The 16,872-nt window shown below is 40.8% G+C and carries 16 protein-coding genes and 1 riboswitch; of the genes, 14 read left to right on the top strand and 2 right to left on the bottom strand.

Annotated features, from left to right (window positions below; all coding sequences use genetic code 11):
- The 7 genes from V7L95_RS17310 (at nucleotide 1) to V7L95_RS17280 (ending at nucleotide 8,203) form a co-directional block, all read left to right on the top strand.
- Nucleotides 1-1,680 carry a cytochrome c biogenesis protein ResB gene (locus V7L95_RS17310; RefSeq protein ID WP_019743083.1) on the top strand — a complete coding sequence of 560 codons (1,680 nt, stop codon included), beginning with the start codon at nucleotides 1-3 and terminating at the stop codon, nucleotides 1,678-1,680.
- Nucleotides 1,664-2,842, top strand: coding sequence for a c-type cytochrome biogenesis protein CcsB (gene ccsB / locus V7L95_RS17305; RefSeq protein ID WP_019743082.1), 1,179 nt, complete (start codon nucleotides 1,664-1,666; stop codon nucleotides 2,840-2,842). Before V7L95_RS17310 ends, ccsB begins: the two co-directional genes overlap by 17 nt.
- An 86-nt stretch (nucleotides 2,843-2,928) precedes the next feature.
- The gene (locus V7L95_RS17300; protein ID WP_017359777.1) at nucleotides 2,929-3,651 is read left to right on the top strand and encodes a response regulator transcription factor; all 723 of its coding nucleotides are present in this window, start codon (nucleotides 2,929-2,931) and stop codon (nucleotides 3,649-3,651) included.
- Nucleotides 3,648-5,429: an ATP-binding protein gene (locus V7L95_RS17295; protein WP_024718919.1), complete on the top strand. Its 1,782-nt coding sequence runs from the start codon at nucleotides 3,648-3,650 to the stop codon at nucleotides 5,427-5,429. The genes V7L95_RS17300 and V7L95_RS17295 overlap by 4 nt, the downstream gene beginning before the upstream one ends.
- A gap of 202 nt (nucleotides 5,430-5,631) precedes the next feature.
- Nucleotides 5,632-6,192, top strand: a complete 561-nt coding sequence (gene sigX / locus V7L95_RS17290) for an RNA polymerase sigma factor SigX (protein ID WP_007501006.1) — start codon at nucleotides 5,632-5,634, stop codon at nucleotides 6,190-6,192.
- The gene (locus tag V7L95_RS17285; protein ID WP_017367519.1) at nucleotides 6,152-7,258 is read left to right on the top strand and encodes a hypothetical protein; all 1,107 of its coding nucleotides are present in this window, start codon (nucleotides 6,152-6,154) and stop codon (nucleotides 7,256-7,258) included. Before sigX ends, V7L95_RS17285 begins: the two co-directional genes overlap by 41 nt.
- 297 nt (nucleotides 7,259-7,555) lie before the next feature.
- Nucleotides 7,556-8,203 (top strand): M23 family metallopeptidase, encoded by a 648-nt coding sequence (locus V7L95_RS17280; RefSeq protein ID WP_144626510.1) that lies wholly within the window; start codon nucleotides 7,556-7,558, stop codon nucleotides 8,201-8,203.
- A gap of 33 nt (nucleotides 8,204-8,236) precedes the next feature.
- Here the strand turns inward: V7L95_RS17280 and serA are convergent, their stop codons facing one another.
- Entirely contained in the window at nucleotides 8,237-9,811 is a 1,575-nt protein-coding gene (gene serA, locus V7L95_RS17275) for a phosphoglycerate dehydrogenase (protein ID WP_052321033.1), read from the bottom strand.
- 287 nt (nucleotides 9,812-10,098) lie between these two features.
- Nucleotides 10,099-10,231, top strand: a riboswitch (FMN riboswitch).
- A 149-nt stretch (nucleotides 10,232-10,380) separates the two neighbouring features.
- On the opposite strand from serA, the gene V7L95_RS17270 reads away from it, so the two are divergent.
- Complete coding sequence (locus tag V7L95_RS17270) at nucleotides 10,381-10,962, top strand: ECF transporter S component (RefSeq protein WP_008344490.1); 582 nt, start codon at nucleotides 10,381-10,383, stop codon at nucleotides 10,960-10,962.
- A 34-nt stretch (nucleotides 10,963-10,996) separates the two neighbouring features.
- On the opposite strand, the gene V7L95_RS17265 is transcribed toward V7L95_RS17270, so the two are convergent.
- On the bottom strand, nucleotides 10,997-11,245 hold the full coding sequence (locus V7L95_RS17265; RefSeq protein WP_008344492.1) for a ferredoxin: 249 nt from the start codon (nucleotides 11,243-11,245) through the stop codon (nucleotides 10,997-10,999).
- A gap of 268 nt (nucleotides 11,246-11,513) precedes the next feature.
- Here V7L95_RS17265 and V7L95_RS17260 point away from each other — a divergent pair, with 268 nt between their 5' ends.
- The 6 genes from V7L95_RS17260 to V7L95_RS17235 all read left to right on the top strand — a co-directional run bounded on the left by V7L95_RS17260 (nucleotide 11,514) and on the right by V7L95_RS17235 (nucleotide 16,810).
- Nucleotides 11,514-12,569, top strand: coding sequence for a helix-turn-helix domain-containing protein (locus V7L95_RS17260; protein ID WP_017359772.1), 1,056 nt, complete (start codon nucleotides 11,514-11,516; stop codon nucleotides 12,567-12,569).
- Nucleotides 12,562-14,070, top strand: coding sequence for an ATP-dependent DNA helicase RecQ (locus V7L95_RS17255; protein ID WP_008344495.1), 1,509 nt, complete (start codon nucleotides 12,562-12,564; stop codon nucleotides 14,068-14,070). The genes V7L95_RS17260 and V7L95_RS17255 overlap by 8 nt, the downstream gene beginning before the upstream one ends.
- Nucleotides 14,067-14,708: a CPBP family intramembrane glutamic endopeptidase gene (locus V7L95_RS17250; RefSeq protein WP_008344498.1), complete on the top strand. Its 642-nt coding sequence runs from the start codon at nucleotides 14,067-14,069 to the stop codon at nucleotides 14,706-14,708. Before V7L95_RS17255 ends, V7L95_RS17250 begins: the two co-directional genes overlap by 4 nt.
- Nucleotides 14,653-15,417 carry a LysM peptidoglycan-binding domain-containing protein gene (locus tag V7L95_RS17245; protein WP_019744027.1) on the top strand — a complete coding sequence of 255 codons (765 nt, stop codon included), beginning with the start codon at nucleotides 14,653-14,655 and terminating at the stop codon, nucleotides 15,415-15,417. The genes V7L95_RS17250 and V7L95_RS17245 overlap by 56 nt, the downstream gene beginning before the upstream one ends.
- A gap of 64 nt (nucleotides 15,418-15,481) precedes the next feature.
- Nucleotides 15,482-15,934, top strand: a complete 453-nt coding sequence (locus V7L95_RS17240) for a DUF2663 family protein (RefSeq protein WP_007500988.1) — start codon at nucleotides 15,482-15,484, stop codon at nucleotides 15,932-15,934.
- An 87-nt stretch (nucleotides 15,935-16,021) separates the two neighbouring features.
- On the top strand, nucleotides 16,022-16,810 hold the full coding sequence (locus V7L95_RS17235) for a metallophosphoesterase (RefSeq protein ID WP_017367513.1): 789 nt from the start codon (nucleotides 16,022-16,024) through the stop codon (nucleotides 16,808-16,810).
- Nucleotides 16,811-16,872: the final 62 nt, after the last annotated feature.

Raw genomic sequence — 16,872 nt, 5'->3', positions numbered from 1 at the left:
ATGAAAGAGGTAAAGTGCGAGTGTGGACATATTAATCCAATCGGTACTGTTCTATGTGAATCATGCGGGAATCCCATTGCAGCAAAAGAGAAAAATTCATCAAAGCTGCTTGATATGAGATATGACGGCAGTGCAAGACGCTCGCAAACATACAACAAAACGATTGTTGATAAAGTATGGAACTTTTTTTCTTCCGTAAAAGTGGGTGTGTGGCTCATTGTCATCACACTGTTAGCTTCTTCGCTAGGAACTATTTTTCCGCAGGAGCGGTTTATTCCGCCAGGTGCATCAGCTTCCACTTATTATGAGGAGCAATATGGGTCGTTTGGCAAGTTATATTACATCCTTGGATTCCATGATCTTTATAATTCTTGGTGGTTTTTAGCCCTTGTCGCATCTATCGGAATTTCCCTTGTGATTTGCAGCCTTGATCGAGTGATTCCACTTTATCGTGCACTCAAAAATCAAGGGGTTGTCAAAAAAGAAGGCTTTATGAGAAGGCAGCGTCTTTTCAGCGAAACAAACAAAACATTAGATCAACATACATATGAAGGCATCGTTAGTAAGATGAAACAAAAGCGTTACCGCGTACGAGAAGAAGATGGACATATTTTAGCTGAAAAAGGCCGCTTTTCCCGCTGGGGACCTTACGTCAATCATATTGGATTAATTATATTTCTCATTGGATCCATGCTCCGGTTTGTTCCGGGAATGTACGTGGATGAAACATTATGGGTAAGAGAAGGCGAAACGGCACCAATCCCAGGGACGGGAGGCCAATACTTCTTAAAGAATAACGCGTTTTCAATTGACCGCTATGAATCTGAAAAAGAAAAAGAAGTCTTTGAAAATGCGATTGAAAAGGCTGGCGATGGTCAAGTCGTCAAAAGTTATAAAACCGATGCCGTTTTATACAAACGTGAAGGGGAAGTTGTTTTTGGTGAAAAGCCAAAGCTAAAGCAGGTAACAGAACACGATATTAAAGTGAATGAACCGCTTAAGTTTGACAATTTCTCATTATATCAAGTGGATTTTAAACAAAATGAACTCGATCAAATGGTCTTTCAGCTGATTCGAAAAGATACTGAGAAATCTTTCGGAACAGTGAAGATTAATCTGCTGGAGCCTAAGTCAGAATATGATCTTGGTAGCGGTTACAAAGTCAAGGTGATGAGTTATTTGCCTGATTTTTATTTTGACGAAGATGGCACACCTAGTACGAAAACGAGGAATCCAAATAATCCTGCGTTCGTATTTGAAATGATCTCTCCTGAAAAACCAAAAGGTGAAAAAAGTTTTGTCGCGATTCAAGAGACAGTAGAGGGTTCTGATAACAATCTTTATAAAATGAAATTTGACCGGGTTGAAACAAAAAACGTGACAGGTTTAACGGTTCGAAAAGACTTAACACTCGGGGTACTTATTGTTGGCGGAATCATCTTTATGATTGGTGTCGTACAAGGGATGTACTGGCAGCATAGAAGAATCTGGCTGTCGGCAAAGGATGGAAAAGTATTTGTGGCAGGACATACAAACAAAAACTGGTTCGGCTTAAAGTCTGATCTTAAGGTGTTGCTGCACGGCAGTGGCATCAAACAGCCAGTGGATCAAAAAGAACTGCCTGATACAACAAGTATCAGCAAAAGCAAGGGGGAAGGGTTAGATGGCGGCAGTCAGTGAAAACCTGTTATTTGCAGCTTTTCTATTTTATTTAGCGGCAGTTCCTTTTTTTGGAGGGGCCATTAAAGGAAAAAAGAAAGAAGAGGGTCCGCGCAAAAATAAGGCGGCACTTATCGGCATAACGCTCACCATCATTGGTTTTTTGAGTCAATTTGGCTATTTTATTTCAAGGTGGATCGCGTCTGGTCACGCACCAGTCAGTAATCTGTTTGAATTTACCACAGCCTTTGGCATGATGCTGGTGCTCGCATTTATTATTTTATATTTTGTCTATCAAGTGTCTGTGCTAGGTTTATTCACACTTCCAATCGCTTTATTAATCATTGCTTATGCAAGCATGTTTCCATCGGATATTTCACCGCTGATTCCTTCGCTTCAAAGTAATTGGCTATATATTCACGTCACGACAGCAGCGCTTGGTCAAGCCATTTTGGCGATCAGTTTTGTGGCAGGTGTGATTTTTCTTTTGAAGCATGTCGATCAAACAAAACCGGGGAAGAAAACCTTTGGCTTAGAGCTGGTCATGTTTATGATTGTGGTCACCCTTGCATTTATCGCTGTCACGTCCATTTTTAGAATGACAGGGTATGAAGCGAAATTTAATTGGGTAGATAAAAATAAAGAAGAGAGCGTCATGGTCTATGAGCTGCCTGCCTTAGTAGGACCTCATAAAGGAGAGCTTATCACAAAAGATCGTTTAGAGCCTGTGGTTGATCTGCCGCCTGTTTTTTCAGGTAGAAAGGTGAATACAGTGCTGTGGTCATTTGGCGTTGGGCTGATCATTTATGGACTGCTAAGATTGATCATTCGCAAACGACTAAGTGCGCTGCTTCAGCCGCTCGTAAGACAGGTGAATCTTGATTTAGTCGATGAAATTGGATACAGGGCTGTTTCCATAGGATTCCCTGTATTTGCGTTAGGCGGTCTTATTTTTGCGATGATCTGGGCACAAATTGCATGGACGAGATTCTGGGGATGGGACCCGAAGGAAGTATGGGCTTTAATTACATTTTTATTTTACGCCGCCTATCTCCACCTTCGGTTATCACGAGGCTGGCATGGTGAAAAGTCCGCTTGGCTTGCTGTGATCGGATTTGCGATCATTATGTTTAACCTCATCTTTGTCAACCTAGTGATTGCGGGGCTTCATTCTTACGCGTAATCGCATGAAAAAGGCCAACTTTTATGATTCGATTCGGCTTTTTGTTAAAATGTATGTAACAACGGAGAAAGCAGGAGGATTGTCTAATGGAACACACAACTCAAACGAAAATATTAGTCGTCGATGATGAGGCAAGAATTCGCCGCCTTTTAAAAATGTATTTAGAACGGGAAAATTATGAAATTGATGAAGCGGAAAATGGGGATGAGGCCATTCAAAAAGGACTTCAAACCGATTATGACCTCATTTTGCTTGATTTAATGATGCCTGGGACAGATGGGATCGAAGTGTGTAATCAAATTCGAGATAAAAAAGCCACACCAATTATTATGCTGACAGCAAAAGGTGAGGAAGCCAACCGTGTGCAAGGTTTTGAGGCAGGAACGGATGATTATATCGTCAAACCTTTCAGTCCGCGTGAAGTGGTTCTTCGTGTGAAAGCACTGTTAAGAAGATCGTCTCAAACGTCATATCTCAATACTGGAACAACCACAAAAGATGTTCTTGTGTTTTCTCATCTATCCATTGATCATGATGCACACCGGGTCACTGCAGATGGAAAAGAAGTTAGCCTCACGCCGAAGGAATACGAACTTTTGTACTTCTTAGCAAAAACGCCGGATAAGGTCTATGACAGGGAAAAGCTTCTCAAAGAAGTGTGGCAGTATGAATTCTTTGGGGATCTGAGAACAGTGGATACCCACGTCAAAAGGCTACGCGAAAAACTAAATAAAGTGTCACCAGAAGCAGCGAAAAAAATCGTGACAGTATGGGGTGTCGGGTACAAATTTGAGGTCGGCACTGAATGAAGCTGTGGAAAAGTGTCGTAGGAAAGCTATGGTTAACCATTCTTTTCCTCGTGCTCATTGTTTTATCGATTTTAACTGTGCTTCTTTTAGAATTCATTGAGAACTACCATGTCGAAGAAGCAAAGTCTGATTTAACACAAATGGCCAACAAAGTAGCAGTCATTTTAGAAAGCCATGAGGATCAATCGCTTGCAAGGTCGATTACATCAGAACTAGCTGATAAATTGACAAGTATCGCGATTGTTCAAGAGGATGGACTAGAATGGTATTCGTCTGAAAAAGGCGGGAAGCTTCCTGCGATCACAAAAGAACAAATTGAAGCAGACAAAGATTTGAACAGGGCACTGACAGAACGAAAAAAAATCAGTAAACGAGCTGAATCTGATACAGGCAATCAGAAGGATGAACGCATTGTAGTAGGTGTTCCTTACGAGGCGAACGGAAAGAAAGGGATGGTCTTTCTTTCTCAATCCCTCCTTGCTGTAGAGCAGACAACAAAACATACGACGCGTTATATCTTCCTCGCAGCCGGAATTGCGATTGTGCTGACGACAATTTTCGCTTTCTTCTTATCCACTCGTGTCACCTATCCTCTCAGAAAGATGAGAGAGGGAGCACAAGATTTGGCGAAAGGAAAATTTGATACAAAGATTCCTATTTTAACGCAAGACGAAATTGGGGAACTGGCGATCGCCTTTAATCAAATGGGCAAGCAGCTTAAATTTCATATAACCGCTTTAAATCAAGAAAAAGAACATTTGTCCAACATTCTCAGCAGTATGGCAGACGGTGTCATCACGATCAATATTGATGGAACGATCCTCATGACAAACCCTCCTGCAGAAAGATTCTTGCAGGCTTGGTATTACGAGCAAAATATGAAGATCAAAGATGGGGATGAACTGCCGCCGGAAGCGCGTGAATTGTTTCATACTGCCGTCAGTACGGAAAAAGAGCAAATGATCGAAGTCACGCTGCAAGGGCGTACTTGGGTTCTTCTCATGTCTCCGCTTTATAACCAGCAAGATGTCAGAGGGGCGGTAGCGGTACTTCGCGATATGACAGAAGAGAGAAGACTGGATAAGCTAAGAAAAGACTTCATTGCAAATGTCAGTCATGAACTCCGTACACCTATTGCTATGCTTCAGGGCTATAGTGAAGCGATTGTCGATGACATTGCCGGATCAGAAGAGGAAAAGAAAGAGATTGCCCAAATTATCTATGATGAATCACTTCGAATGGGTCGTCTTGTGAATGATCTTCTCGATCTCGCACGTATGGAAGCTGGTCATATTACACTGAATCTTGAATCAACTGATACAGAAGAGCTGACTGAAAAAATCTACCGTAAATTCCTTGGAATTGCGAAAGAAAAACAAATCAACCTGACGTATGAAATTCAAGTAGAAGAACCGTATTTTGTATTTGATCCAGATAAAATAGAACAGGTTTTTACAAATCTCATCGATAATGCCATTCGTCATACACCAGAAGGCGGAGAAGTTCACTTCTCAGTTCAATCGGTGGAAAATGGGCTCAAGATGGATGTGAAAGATTCGGGAAGCGGCATTCCTGAAGAGGATCTCCCGTTTATTTTTGAACGGTTCTATAAAGCAGATAAAGCAAGAACAAGAGGACGTTCCGGTACGGGGCTGGGCCTTGCGATTGTGAAGAACATCGTAGAAGCGCATCAAGGCTCCATTCATGCACATAGTAAGGCTGGAACAGGTACTCACTTCACTTTCTATATTCCGAAAAAAAAGCAGGAACTCGTCTAATCTTGACGAAGAATCTTGTTACATGAGAAACACTTCTTTTCGAAAGAAAATGAAGTGTTTTTTCTATTTTCATATTTTTAAGGAGAAGTTAAACAAAAAGCCCTTTCCAAATTGTCGATCTTGTAATATATTTGTCATAAAGTTGTAATGTAACGTTTTGTGAGAGTCACTCGACAAAAATAAGTGAACGGAGGGGTTTCCTATGCATGAAACCTTTCAAAAAATATATGATTCGTACCATCAAGATTTGTACCAATTTTTATTTTATATGGTAAAAGATAAAAATCAGGCAGAGGATCTCGTGCAGGAGGTTTACATTCGGGTACTTCACTCATATAAAACTTTTGAAGGAAGAAGCAGCGAGAAAACATGGCTGTTTTCAATTGCAAGGCATGTGGCAATTGACTGGTTTCGCAAACAGCAAACCATCAGACAACGGGTGCTCGGCACGTTTGATTGGGATAAACAGGATGTAAAAGATCCAGACCTGCTCCCAGATGAATTGGCTGTACAGGATGAAAATATCAAAGAAATTTATGCCGCACTTGATCATTGCACCATTGATCAACGAGCCGTCATCATTTTAAGGTTTATCCAAGGCTACTCAATCATGGAGACGGCCAAGGCGCTAAAGTTCTCGGAAAGCAAAGTCAAAACAACGCAGCACCGAGGCCTGAAAGTGCTCCGAAAACATATGGAGCTTTTGAAGGAGGAGCTAGTGAATGAAAACGAACAGGTCCAATTGGAGCGAAGAACGAATTAAAGTATTACTCAGTCAGCTTCCAAAGGTGGAGGACAACCGTTCATCTAAGCAGATTTACCAGCAAATGCTGATGGCAAGCGGGAAGAAAAAGAAAAGTGCCAGATGGATCGGTCCAGCGGTCGCAACCGTTGTGGTCTTATTTATGGCGTTTTTGATTTCTCCTCATTTATTTCAGCCGGCTGCTCAAGATATAAAGAAAGTGAAAATGGACTCGAGTGCTGAAAAAGGACAGGTGAATGCTACATTAGAGGCGGTAAAAAACACAAATGATCCTTCACATGTTGCTTACGCATCTGACAAAGAAAAGTATATGACGATTTCATACATAGATGAATCGACTTCTCAAGTTGTCCCAATCAGTATTCAAAAAGAAAATAAGCATGACGATGTGCAGGCGCTTCTTGATACATATGAAAAACTGGAGCTGCCTGAAATGACAAAACCCCTTCAAGCCTATATGGATATGGTGGATGTGAGTGAAAAAGGGGACACACTGATTTTTCAGCTGAAAAATGATTTGTCTCTTGATACATTAAAAGAAGCCAACCGTTTTAAAGACATGGTCAAAGAAACGTTAAAATGGAGCCAATATAAACAAGTACAGGTCAAGTCTGTCAATGGCTCGCACCTTCAATTAGGGACGAATGGCCGTCTTGGTACCATTTCAATTAATAAACAAACAAAGCATGCTTACTACGTTTTAGAAAATAAGAGCGGGACATTTTTGGTGCCGTCAAAAGATGATTATCCTTCTTATAAAGATGCGGTAGAGGCGATGAAGCGGGCGAATGATGCAGGACTCGATCCACTCATTAAAGAAGAGCCTATTCAAAAGGTGACATCAAAAGGAAAACATGCAACCATCACGTTTGGAGCATCAGCACAATTAACGGACTCAATTGATCATATTTTACTTATTGAAGGACTGCTGCTCACAGCGAAAGATTTCGGTTTTACAGATGTCACGATACAAAATGCAGGAACAGATCAAGTAGGCCCATATGAATTAAAAGAACCGCTAGAGGTACCGGCACTGCCAAACCCAGTTGTTATCAAAGAACGCTAAAGGACGCAACTTATTGCGTTCTCAGCGTGTAGACAAACCCTCGCATTCTTTGTCAGTCCTGCGCTCCGGTACTCACGAATGTCAAATTCGCTCTGCTCCGGTGCTCGTCCTTCCTAGACTGCAAAGGTTTTCTATCACGCTGAAAAGAAGACAAAGGGCTAAAATCAAGTTCATTTTAGCCCTTTGTCAACAATCTGAGGACGCAACTTATTGCGTTCTTTTTTCATGTATAGAAAAGGGCTTCCTTGAGGTATACTAAGCTGTCATGAAAAGAACTTCAAAGAAGGGAAGTCACTGATGAAAAGGTATTGCTACATATGTGCTAGCTGTTTCTTGTTCTTGGCCTTATCACCGTTTGCCCATGCAGAGAAAACAACCGAGTGGGTGGAACCAATCAAAGGTGAAGTCACTGATTTGTTTGGGACAAGAGGTGGTTCGCATAAGGGGTTAGACATTGCTGCACCAGAAGGAGAATCCATTTTTGCTGCAAGCGAAGGTGTGGTTACTCGTTCCTATGTATCTGCTACTTATGGAGAAGTTGTATTTATTCGGCATCCAAATGGATATGAAACCGTCTATGCGCATTTAAATGCGCGTTTTGTAAAGAATGGTGACCATGTACAAACAGGGCAGCCGATCGGCATCATAGGCAACACAGGCGCTTCTAGGGGCACTCATTTGCATTTTGAGGTGCACAGGGGGAATTGGTCAGTTAGTAAAGAAGATGCAGTAGATCCGCTCACAATCATTGCAAGAGATCGTTTCCAAGAGCCAGCCCTTCATGTAGATGGATATGAGAAACATACATATGTCATACAACGAGGGGACACGCTCTGGTCCATTGCTAAAGCACATCAAATGAACGTTGATCAATTGAAGAAAATCAATGCACTGACAAAGAATCTCATACGTACAGGTGAACGTTTAATCGTTTCAACAAAATAAACCTCATGCAAAAGCATGAGGTTTACCATTTTTTTATAGGTCAATCAGACGTACAGAAAGAATATCGCTCACTTTAGTTAACGTTTGGACAATTTCATCTTCAAGGTGCTTGTCAAAAGAAAGCATCATGATGGCTTCGCCGCCTTTTTCTTTACGGCCTACTTGCATTGTCGCAATGTTCACATCGTGGTCGCCTAAAATCTTTCCAACTTGACCGATCACACCAGGTGCGTCAGTATGCTGAATATAGACAAGGTGTCCATCTGGGTAAAAGTCAATATTGAAACCATTAATAGAAACGACACGTTCACCTAGATGCGGGATATACGTTGCTTTTAATGTAAAGGTGGAAAGGTCACCTTTGACTTCAATGGAAATGCTGTTCTCATAGCCAGATTCGCTTGAAGAAATTTTCTCGCTAAAGCTAATGCCACGTTCTTTTGCCACCATACCTGCATTGACTTCATTTACAGTCGAATCGACACGCTCTTTCAAAAAGCCAGAAAGCAGACTTTTTGTAATAAATGATGTTTCGAGTTTTGCGATAGATCCTTCATATGAAATGCTGACTTCTTTTACAGGTTCTCTCATCGATTGAGAAACAAGACGTCCAAGTTTTCCCGCAAATTGATGATAAGGCTGGATTTTTTTGAACTCGTCTTTTGTCATCGCTGGTAGATTAATAGATGACATAACCGGGAGTCCTTTTGCAAATTGAAGAACTTCTTCAGAGACTTGTGCCGCCACATTTAATTGTGCTTCTTTTGTAGATGCACCAAGATGCGGAGTGGCAATGACGTTTGGATGATCCACAAGTGGATTCTCAGTAGGTGGTTCTACTTCAAATACATCGAGTGCAGCCCCTGCGACATGACCATTTTCAAGTGCTTCAAGAAGGTCTCGTTCGTCAATGATGCCGCCGCGTGCACAGTTCACTAGACGAACACCTTTTTTCGTTTTTGCGATTGTTTCTTTATTGAGAAGTCCTCTAGTTTCTTTTGTTAAAGGTGTATGTACCGTAATAATATCTGATACTTTAAGCACTTCATCAAGTGATTTTGCATTAACACCAATTTTTTCGGCACGTTCTTTTGTGAGGAAAGGGTCAAATACGTTGACCGTCATGCCAAATGCTCTTGCACGCTGGGCGATTTCACTTCCAATTCTGCCTAAGCCAACAATCCCAAGAGATTTTCCGTAAAGCTCAGCACCGACATATGCGCCTCTGTTCCATTCTTTTGATTTCACAGAAATATTGGCTTGAGGAATATGACGCATGAGAGATGAGATCATCGCAAACGTATGCTCTGCCGTTGAAATCGTATTCCCATTTGGTGCATTGATGACAATCACACCGTGTTTTGTCGCTTCATCAATGTCAATGTTGTCGACTCCCACACCGGCACGGCCAACAATTTTTAATGAAGTCATTTTTTCATAAAGTTCTTTTGTCACTTTTGTGGCACTTCTGACAAGTAAGGCATCAAACGTGTGTAATTCATCTTCTGCTTCTGTTACATTTTTTTGAACAATTTCAACAAAATCTGATTCTAATAGTGGTAAAAGACCATCATTGCTCATCTTATCTGAGACTAATACTCGAAACATCGTAAGATTTCCTCCTAAAATAAACGTCATAAATATCTGATAATTTACCATATTCCTTTTCACTGTGTCAATCAAATTAAAGCAGTAAAGCGAAAAAGAAAACACGAACATTTTTTAGTGTCTTGATCAAGAATGGACACCTTTAAACAAAAGATAACCAATTTTTACGCATTTGTCATTATAAATTTTAGGTTTTTTACGATTTCTTAAAACTGATGAATTTGCTCAGGATTTTTATCTGTACAAATGCTCATATATCATATATAATGATGTCGAATTGAATAATGATCAATCTTCGGGGCAGGGTGTAATTCCCTACCGGCGGTGATGAGGCATAGTCTCTAAGCCCGCGAGCCTTTTTTGGCAGGATTCGGTGTGATTCCGAAGCCGACAGTATAGTCTGGATGGGAGAAGATGGAGGTTCGTAAACGTTGAAAACATGTCTGTTTATACGTTTATTTGTGTAGCCTAAATTTCCCGCTCCTGTGTATGTATTCAGAGCGGTTTTTTTGTGGCTAAAATTGAACAATCCTCTTTTCGAAAGATTTGATCGAAAAGGAGAGAGAATATTGAATCAAAGTAAAGTAAAACGTTTAGTTGTCATCAGCATGCTTAGCAGTATCGCATTTGTATTAATGTTATTGAATTTCCCTTTCCCTGGGCTTCCTGGGTATTTAAAAATTGATTTTAGTGACATTCCTGCGATTATTGCGATTTTAATTTATGGGCCAGGTGCTGGGATTGCTGTTGAAGCTTTAAAGAATCTACTGCACTACCTCATTCATGGTAGCATGTCCGGTGTTCCTGTGGATCAAGTAGCGAATTTTACAGCAGGTGTACTATTCATCTTACCGGTGGCTTTTATTTTTAAAAAGATTAAATCAGCAAGAGGGTTAGCGTGGTCCATGATTCTCGGAACATTACTCATGACAGTCATGATGAGCATCTTAAACTATTTCTTGTTCCTTCCTGCTTATACATGGTTTTTGAATGCACCCGTCCTGTCAGATCATGTGCTAAAGGCAACCATTACAGCAGGGATCTTGCCTTTTAACCTGATTAAAGGAATCATCATCACCATCGTCTTTAGTTTCATTTTTGTCAAAATGCGTCCATGGTTTGAAAATAAACGCCGACTTCAAAATAGTTAATATAAAAAAAGCCCCTTTTAAAGGGGCTTTTATCCTATTCATGCTTAAGTGGATCACCATCGAAAGTTTCGTCCGCAACTTTAATTGAGTCAGTTGGGCAACCTTCAAATGCATCAAGCATATCTTCTTCAAGTACTTCTGGAACTTCTACAGTCCCCTGATTGTCATCAAGCGTGACAAATGCAATGCCTTCATCATCATAATCATAAATGTCTGGAGCAGCTGCACCGCATGCGCCGCAAGCAATACATGTGTCTTTGTCTACAATTGTATATTTTGCCATGTTAAAAAAATACCTCCCAGATTGTTCGATGGAACAAATGGTTTAACCTTTTTAGTTTCACCGATAAAAAACCAATTTCCTCAAACCTTATTGTAATGATTTTAAATTCACATTTCAACTGTAAAGTGATTGAGAATGCTTATCACATAAGGGTTTGTTCATAACTTTCCCCCATTAATTGAGTTTAAACATTTCTTCTTCAATGAAATCTGTTAAAATAAAGGGAGAAAATATTCGAATTTTGTCAGGAAGACAGGTGCTTTGGTCAATGACGATTCATTACTTGGATGTCATGTTGATGGACAGCGTACATAAATTGAACGGCGAACGCTCCATTAGTGCTGTCTACCATCTTTTTAAAGGAAAAAAATCATCTCAAACGATACAGGATGCAAGTTTGTTTCAGCTCTCTAGCTACTTCGGCTGCTATCCAGCTTTTACGAGGGATCAGCTGAACCGCTCTGTAAAAAGGCTGCTAGAGCAGCACTTAATCAGCAGAAAGACAGAGGATACATTCATTGCCACAGATGAAGGAATAAGTATGCTAAGTCAGCGTTTTGCTGAAAAACCGATGCCAGTTTATTTTGATGGTGCCAAGTATCATGATAAAGCAAAGGTGTTATGGATGAGGCTGTCTTTACTTGTGCAGGTCCTTTCACATCATGCAGCGAGATCACAACACTATGTGCCGATTCAAAGAGATATATCGGTTCAAAACTGGACGAAATCCTTCTTCTCGCAATATCACCAGAAGAAAAAGCTTTCTGAAGATATCCATCATGAGCTTGAAACACTTCTGGCTCATTTAACTGATCAAGAGGCACTGCTTTTTGTTTATTCATTGACTTCCAATGAAAGAATCGGACGGACGTACCAGCAAATGGCGGAATGGATGAAAGAAGATGTATGGTATGTTTACTTGCTTTTTTGGAATGTGCTCCATTATTTTATTCAATGTGCGCAAAAAGGTGAGGCACCGATCATCCAGCGAATGATAGATGATCTTCAATTCAAACGTGTGCTGACCACCTCTACCCATAAAACGCTTGAGCTTGTACAAAAAGGGTTCAGTATTGATCAGATTGCTCATATTCGTTCATTAAAAAAAGCGACAATTGAAGATCATATTGTGGAGCTCTCGATACATGAGCCGAGCTTCTCGATCGAACCATATGTCAGCAGTGAAGCTCAAAAGGCGATACATGAGGTAGCCGGTCAGCTCCAAACCAACAAGATGAAGCTGATCAAAGAAAGTCTCGAGCATTCATTTACTTATTTTCAAATACGATTGGCATTGACAAGGATGGTGAAAGCAAGTGGATAAGCTTCATCAGACGCTGATGCGATACTTTGGTTATGATGCCTTCAAAACAGGTCAGGAGGACATTATTCGAAGTGTACTTCAACAAAAAGATACGGTTGCCATGCTTCCTACTGGTGGCGGGAAGTCACTTTGTTATCAAATTCCGGGCTATTTGACAGACGGGTTAGTGCTGATCATTTCACCTCTTTTATCACTCATGGAAGATCAAGTAGAACGCATGAAAATGCGCGGTGAAAAGCGAGTGGCTGCGCTTAACAGTACACTGTCCTTTCAGGAAAGAAGACATATTATTCGGCATTTGCCATCATATAAATTTTTATTTGTCGCACCTGAAGCGCTTATGTCAGAGGTATTGGTAGAGCAGCTCAAAGCGATGCATGTGGGTCTATTCGTTGTAGATGAAGCTCACTGTATATCGGAATGGGGACATGATTTCCGCCCGGAATACTCCAAGCTTGGAGAATGGAGAGAAGCGCTCGGCAATCCTGTCGCCTTAGCACTAACGGCAACTGCGACGAAACAAACCTTAAAAGATACTGTGCAAACGTTGCGGCTAGAGCATCCAGATGTTCATATTCATTCAGTCAACCGGCCGAATATTGCACTATTAAAAGAGGCGCATGAAACGAAAGAAGCAAAAGAGAAACGAGCACTTGAGCTTGTGGAAACCCTTCAAGGGCCTGGGCTGATTTATTGTCCGACCCGGCAAATGACAGAAGATATTTCACGTTTGGTGAAACAAAAAACGCATCAACGTGTAGAGTTTTATCATGGCGGAATGGAGTCAGGGGACCGCATGCTGATCCAGCAGCAATTTATCAGTGGTCAAATTGATCTCATTTGCTGTACAAGTGCTTTTGGAATGGGAATTGATAAAGCAAATATACGCTTTGTGATTCATATGAGTCCGCCTCAGTCAATTGAAGCATTTATGCAGGAAATTGGAAGAGCTGGACGGGACGGGAAAAATAGTGTGAGCGTTCTTTTATATACAGAAGAGGATGCGGATATTCAAAGTCATTTGATTCAAGCAGAAGGTTTTGATGATCCAGAAATTGATTTTTTCTTAGCCAGAGTATCACAAATGCCGATAAATGATGAAAAGAAATTACGTGAACAATTGATGGAAGCAGGGCTTCAGGAGACGCGTGCGCGAATGCTCTCGCATTATTACATGATGTACCAAACTGAACAGCCCCGTTTGCTCATGAAGAAGCTGAAAGAAAAGCTGCAGGATAGACAAACAGAGAAGCTAAAAAAAGTGTGGCAGTTTAAAGAGCATATCACTGGTCATCCCTGCTTTAGGCAATCTCTGTTATCATACTTTGATGAGCAGCTTGATCTAACGGAGGACGCTTCATTTGGGAACTGCTGCTCTTCATGCGGACTTGACCTATCAGATTACGAAAAAAAAGATCAACCATTGGAGCTGAATGAAATGAAACACTGGAAGACCGAGCTGGATCGTCTGTTTCACCTGACAAAAGAGGCGCAGCATTGATTGAACAACATCGCCGTATTATTGAAAAATTAACCGATCGACAAGTAGTAGAACAGTTGTATTTCACACAGCTGCTCATGCTGATTGTCTCTTTTTTACTAGGGATGTTTATGTTTGATCATTGGACTGATTTTACAGCCCTATGGCAGATCCGAGATATGCGTATCCTGACTTATGGAATTGGCGGCGCTTTGCTTGTGATTATTGTCGACGCTATTGTCATGAAGGTGTTTCCGGCTCATATGTATGATGATGGCGGATTAAATGAAAAAATGTTCAAAAACCGCAGCATCCCGCATATTGTTTGGTTAACGCTGCTCATTGCCTTTTCAGAAGAAATTTTATTTCGCGGGATCGTTCAGCAGCAATTTGGACTGGAGATTGCAAGCATTGTGTTTGCACTTCTTCACTTTCGCTACTTGTCAAAAATACTCTTGTTTATCCTTGTGGTTTCTATTAGTATTTTTTTAGGACTTTTATACGAGTGGACAGGGAATTTATTCGTTCCTGTCATGACACACTTTGTCATTGACTTAGTCTTTGCATGTCAAATTCGTTTTAAATATTGGGGGAGGGATGAACATGGAAGAAATGTCGAGAATGAAGAGAAAAAAGCAGCAGCTGACAAACATCCATGATGATGATGTAGAGGAAAATCTTGAAGAAGAAAAAGTGCATCCTTCAGATGACTCTCACTTTCCTACACGAGAAGATTTTCATGAATATAAAAAGCAGCGAACCAAAAAGGTGCGTAATCCATTGTTTACGACACTGGCTATTATCTTTCCTATTATTGTCGTCACGGTTTTCTTCCTGTTGATTTATTACACATCAAAGGAAATTAACGATAATAACAATCAAGGTGTATATATTGATAAAACATCGAGTGCTGACACAGATCCAGTCCCGTCAGCACTTGTTGAAACAAAAAATGATTCAAGCGCTGACAAAGCGGATGCATCTGATGACGAGAAGAAAAAGAAAGATGCTGATAAAGAAAAGCAGCGTTCAAAAGAAAAAGCAGAGCAAAAGAAAAAAGAACAAGCCGCTAAAGAGAAGGCTGAGCGTGAAAAGGCCGAAGCTGCAAAAAAGCGTGAGCAGCAGCAGCTCGCTCTTCAAAAACAGCAAGAAGAGAAAAAGCGAAAAGAAGCAGAAGAGAAGAAGAAGCAGGAAGAAAAGCCTGTTCGTGTCGTGCAGCATACTGTTGGACCAGAGGAAAACTTGTATCGAATTTCCATGAAGTATTATCAAAACCGATCAGGGGAAGAGAAAATTCGAGCTTACAATCATTTAAAAGGAAATAGCGTGTACAGCGGACAAGTATTGAATATCCCATTAGAAAATTAATATTTGACATGAATGAATCGAAAAGCACATACATATGTAGAAAAAAGGGACAAGGGTGTATGTGATGACATTGCACGCAATCAGCCGCTATATGGATCAGCCGACACAGAAAATGATTGAAACATTGATCAAAAGGAAGCGCAAATACGAGGGGTTTGCAAAACAATGCAAAAGGTGGCAATGGACAGCCCTTTTATCACTTGCGATTCTTCTGTTTTATTTTGTGATAACAGCTAATAGCGGGGGCTCCCTGCAGCCGGAAGCGATGATTGCCACATTGCTTGGCCATGAGGTGTTTCTGTTTTGGATCATGGCTGAAGTGTTTGCTTTTTACGCATCGTATTATTATAAGAAAAAAGAAGAAAAGGCTGAGGATGAATATCATAAGCTCAGATGTGAAATTATACAGAAAAGCACAGATTTATGGCCTCAATCAAATCAATGGAAAGAGCGCGAGGCCGTTTTCCACTTCATGCAGACGCAATATGATATCAATCTCTATTATGAAAGTAAATAAATGAGCAAAAGACGTTTAAACAGTTGAAACGTCTTTTTTCATTCAAGCGTCTTATAAAAGAAAGCTGATACAAGGGAGTCATTCATAATGAAATATGCCATCGGATTTACTGCTGCCATAGCGGCTGTGACAACAGGTGTGTGTGTAACAGCGAAAATGGTGAAAACGGCAAAACAAAACAACATCAAAAAGCATTACTTTACAATAGAAGGACTTCAGTCAGATCGACCTGCAGTCATTTTCTTTATTTCTGATACCCATCGCCGTCTAATTAGTGATACTTTATTAGCGGAAGTAAAAGAGCAGCAGCCTGATGTCATTATGATCGGCGGGGACTTAGCTGAAAAGGGAGTCCCTTATGCTAGAGTTGAAGAAAATGTGAAACGTTTAGCAAGGATTGCCCCGGTGTATTTTGTGTGGGGGAATAACGACCATGAGCTGCATCAGCAAAAACTCAAAGACATCCTCCATACCTATCAGGTGACGACATTGCAAAATGAGACGGCTGTGTGGAATTTTGAAGGACAGCCCATTAAAATAGGCGGAATCGATGATATCCGGCTTGAAAAAGCAGATTATGAAGCGATACGGCCGGAGTTTGTCAAAGAAGACGTGAATATCCTTTTATCACACAACCCAGATGTGCATCATTTGATGAGTGAAGAAGAGGGAATTGATCTTGTTTTGAGCGGTCATACCCATGGGGGTCAAATTCGTATTGGGAAATTTGGTCCGTATGAAAAAGGAAGAACAGGCCAAGTCAAAGGTGCTTTCTTTCTGATTAGTAATGGTTACGGAACAACAAAGATTCCGATGCGTCTTGGAGCAGAACCAGAAACCCATCTGATCTATTTAATGCCGCTAAAAACGCGCTAAGTTGATGCCCCATCAATATTTTCCATAAAAGTCACCGTAAGCATAGCTTCATGCTTGTCTTC

The sequence above is a fragment of the Bacillus sp. PPSBB_11 genome (assembly GCF_038023285.1).
GTDB classification, from domain to species: Bacteria; Bacillota; Bacilli; order Bacillales; family Bacillaceae; genus Bacillus; species Bacillus altitudinis.
The sequence above is the reverse complement of the archived record's forward strand: the minus strand, read 5'-3'. Positions and strand labels throughout refer to the sequence as shown.

What these genes read in the sequence shown, in the direction of transcription:
- V7L95_RS17310 (WP_019743083.1), top strand. Translation starts at nt 1, where the DNA reads ATGAAAGAGGTAAAGTGCGAGTGTGGACATATTAATCCAATCGGTACT.
- ccsB (WP_019743082.1), top strand. Translation starts at nt 1,664, where the DNA reads ATGGCGGCAGTCAGTGAAAACCTGTTATTTGCAGCTTTTCTATTTTAT.
- V7L95_RS17300 (WP_017359777.1), top strand. Translation starts at nt 2,929, where the DNA reads ATGGAACACACAACTCAAACGAAAATATTAGTCGTCGATGATGAGGCA.
- V7L95_RS17295 (WP_024718919.1), top strand. Translation starts at nt 3,648, where the DNA reads ATGAAGCTGTGGAAAAGTGTCGTAGGAAAGCTATGGTTAACCATTCTT.
- sigX (WP_007501006.1), top strand. Translation starts at nt 5,632, where the DNA reads ATGCATGAAACCTTTCAAAAAATATATGATTCGTACCATCAAGATTTG.
- V7L95_RS17285 (WP_017367519.1), top strand. Translation starts at nt 6,152, where the DNA reads ATGAAAACGAACAGGTCCAATTGGAGCGAAGAACGAATTAAAGTATTA.
- V7L95_RS17280 (WP_144626510.1), top strand. Translation starts at nt 7,556, where the DNA reads ATGAAAAGGTATTGCTACATATGTGCTAGCTGTTTCTTGTTCTTGGCC.
- serA (WP_052321033.1), bottom strand. Translation starts at nt 9,811, where the DNA reads ATGTTTCGAGTATTAGTCTCAGATAAGATGAGCAATGATGGTCTTTTA.
- V7L95_RS17265 (WP_008344492.1), bottom strand. Translation starts at nt 11,245, where the DNA reads ATGGCAAAATATACAATTGTAGACAAAGACACATGTATTGCTTGCGGC.
- V7L95_RS17260 (WP_017359772.1), top strand. Translation starts at nt 11,514, where the DNA reads ATGACGATTCATTACTTGGATGTCATGTTGATGGACAGCGTACATAAA.
- V7L95_RS17245 (WP_019744027.1), top strand. Translation starts at nt 14,653, where the DNA reads ATGGAAGAAATGTCGAGAATGAAGAGAAAAAAGCAGCAGCTGACAAAC.
- V7L95_RS17240 (WP_007500988.1), top strand. Translation starts at nt 15,482, where the DNA reads ATGACATTGCACGCAATCAGCCGCTATATGGATCAGCCGACACAGAAA.
- V7L95_RS17235 (WP_017367513.1), top strand. Translation starts at nt 16,022, where the DNA reads ATGAAATATGCCATCGGATTTACTGCTGCCATAGCGGCTGTGACAACA.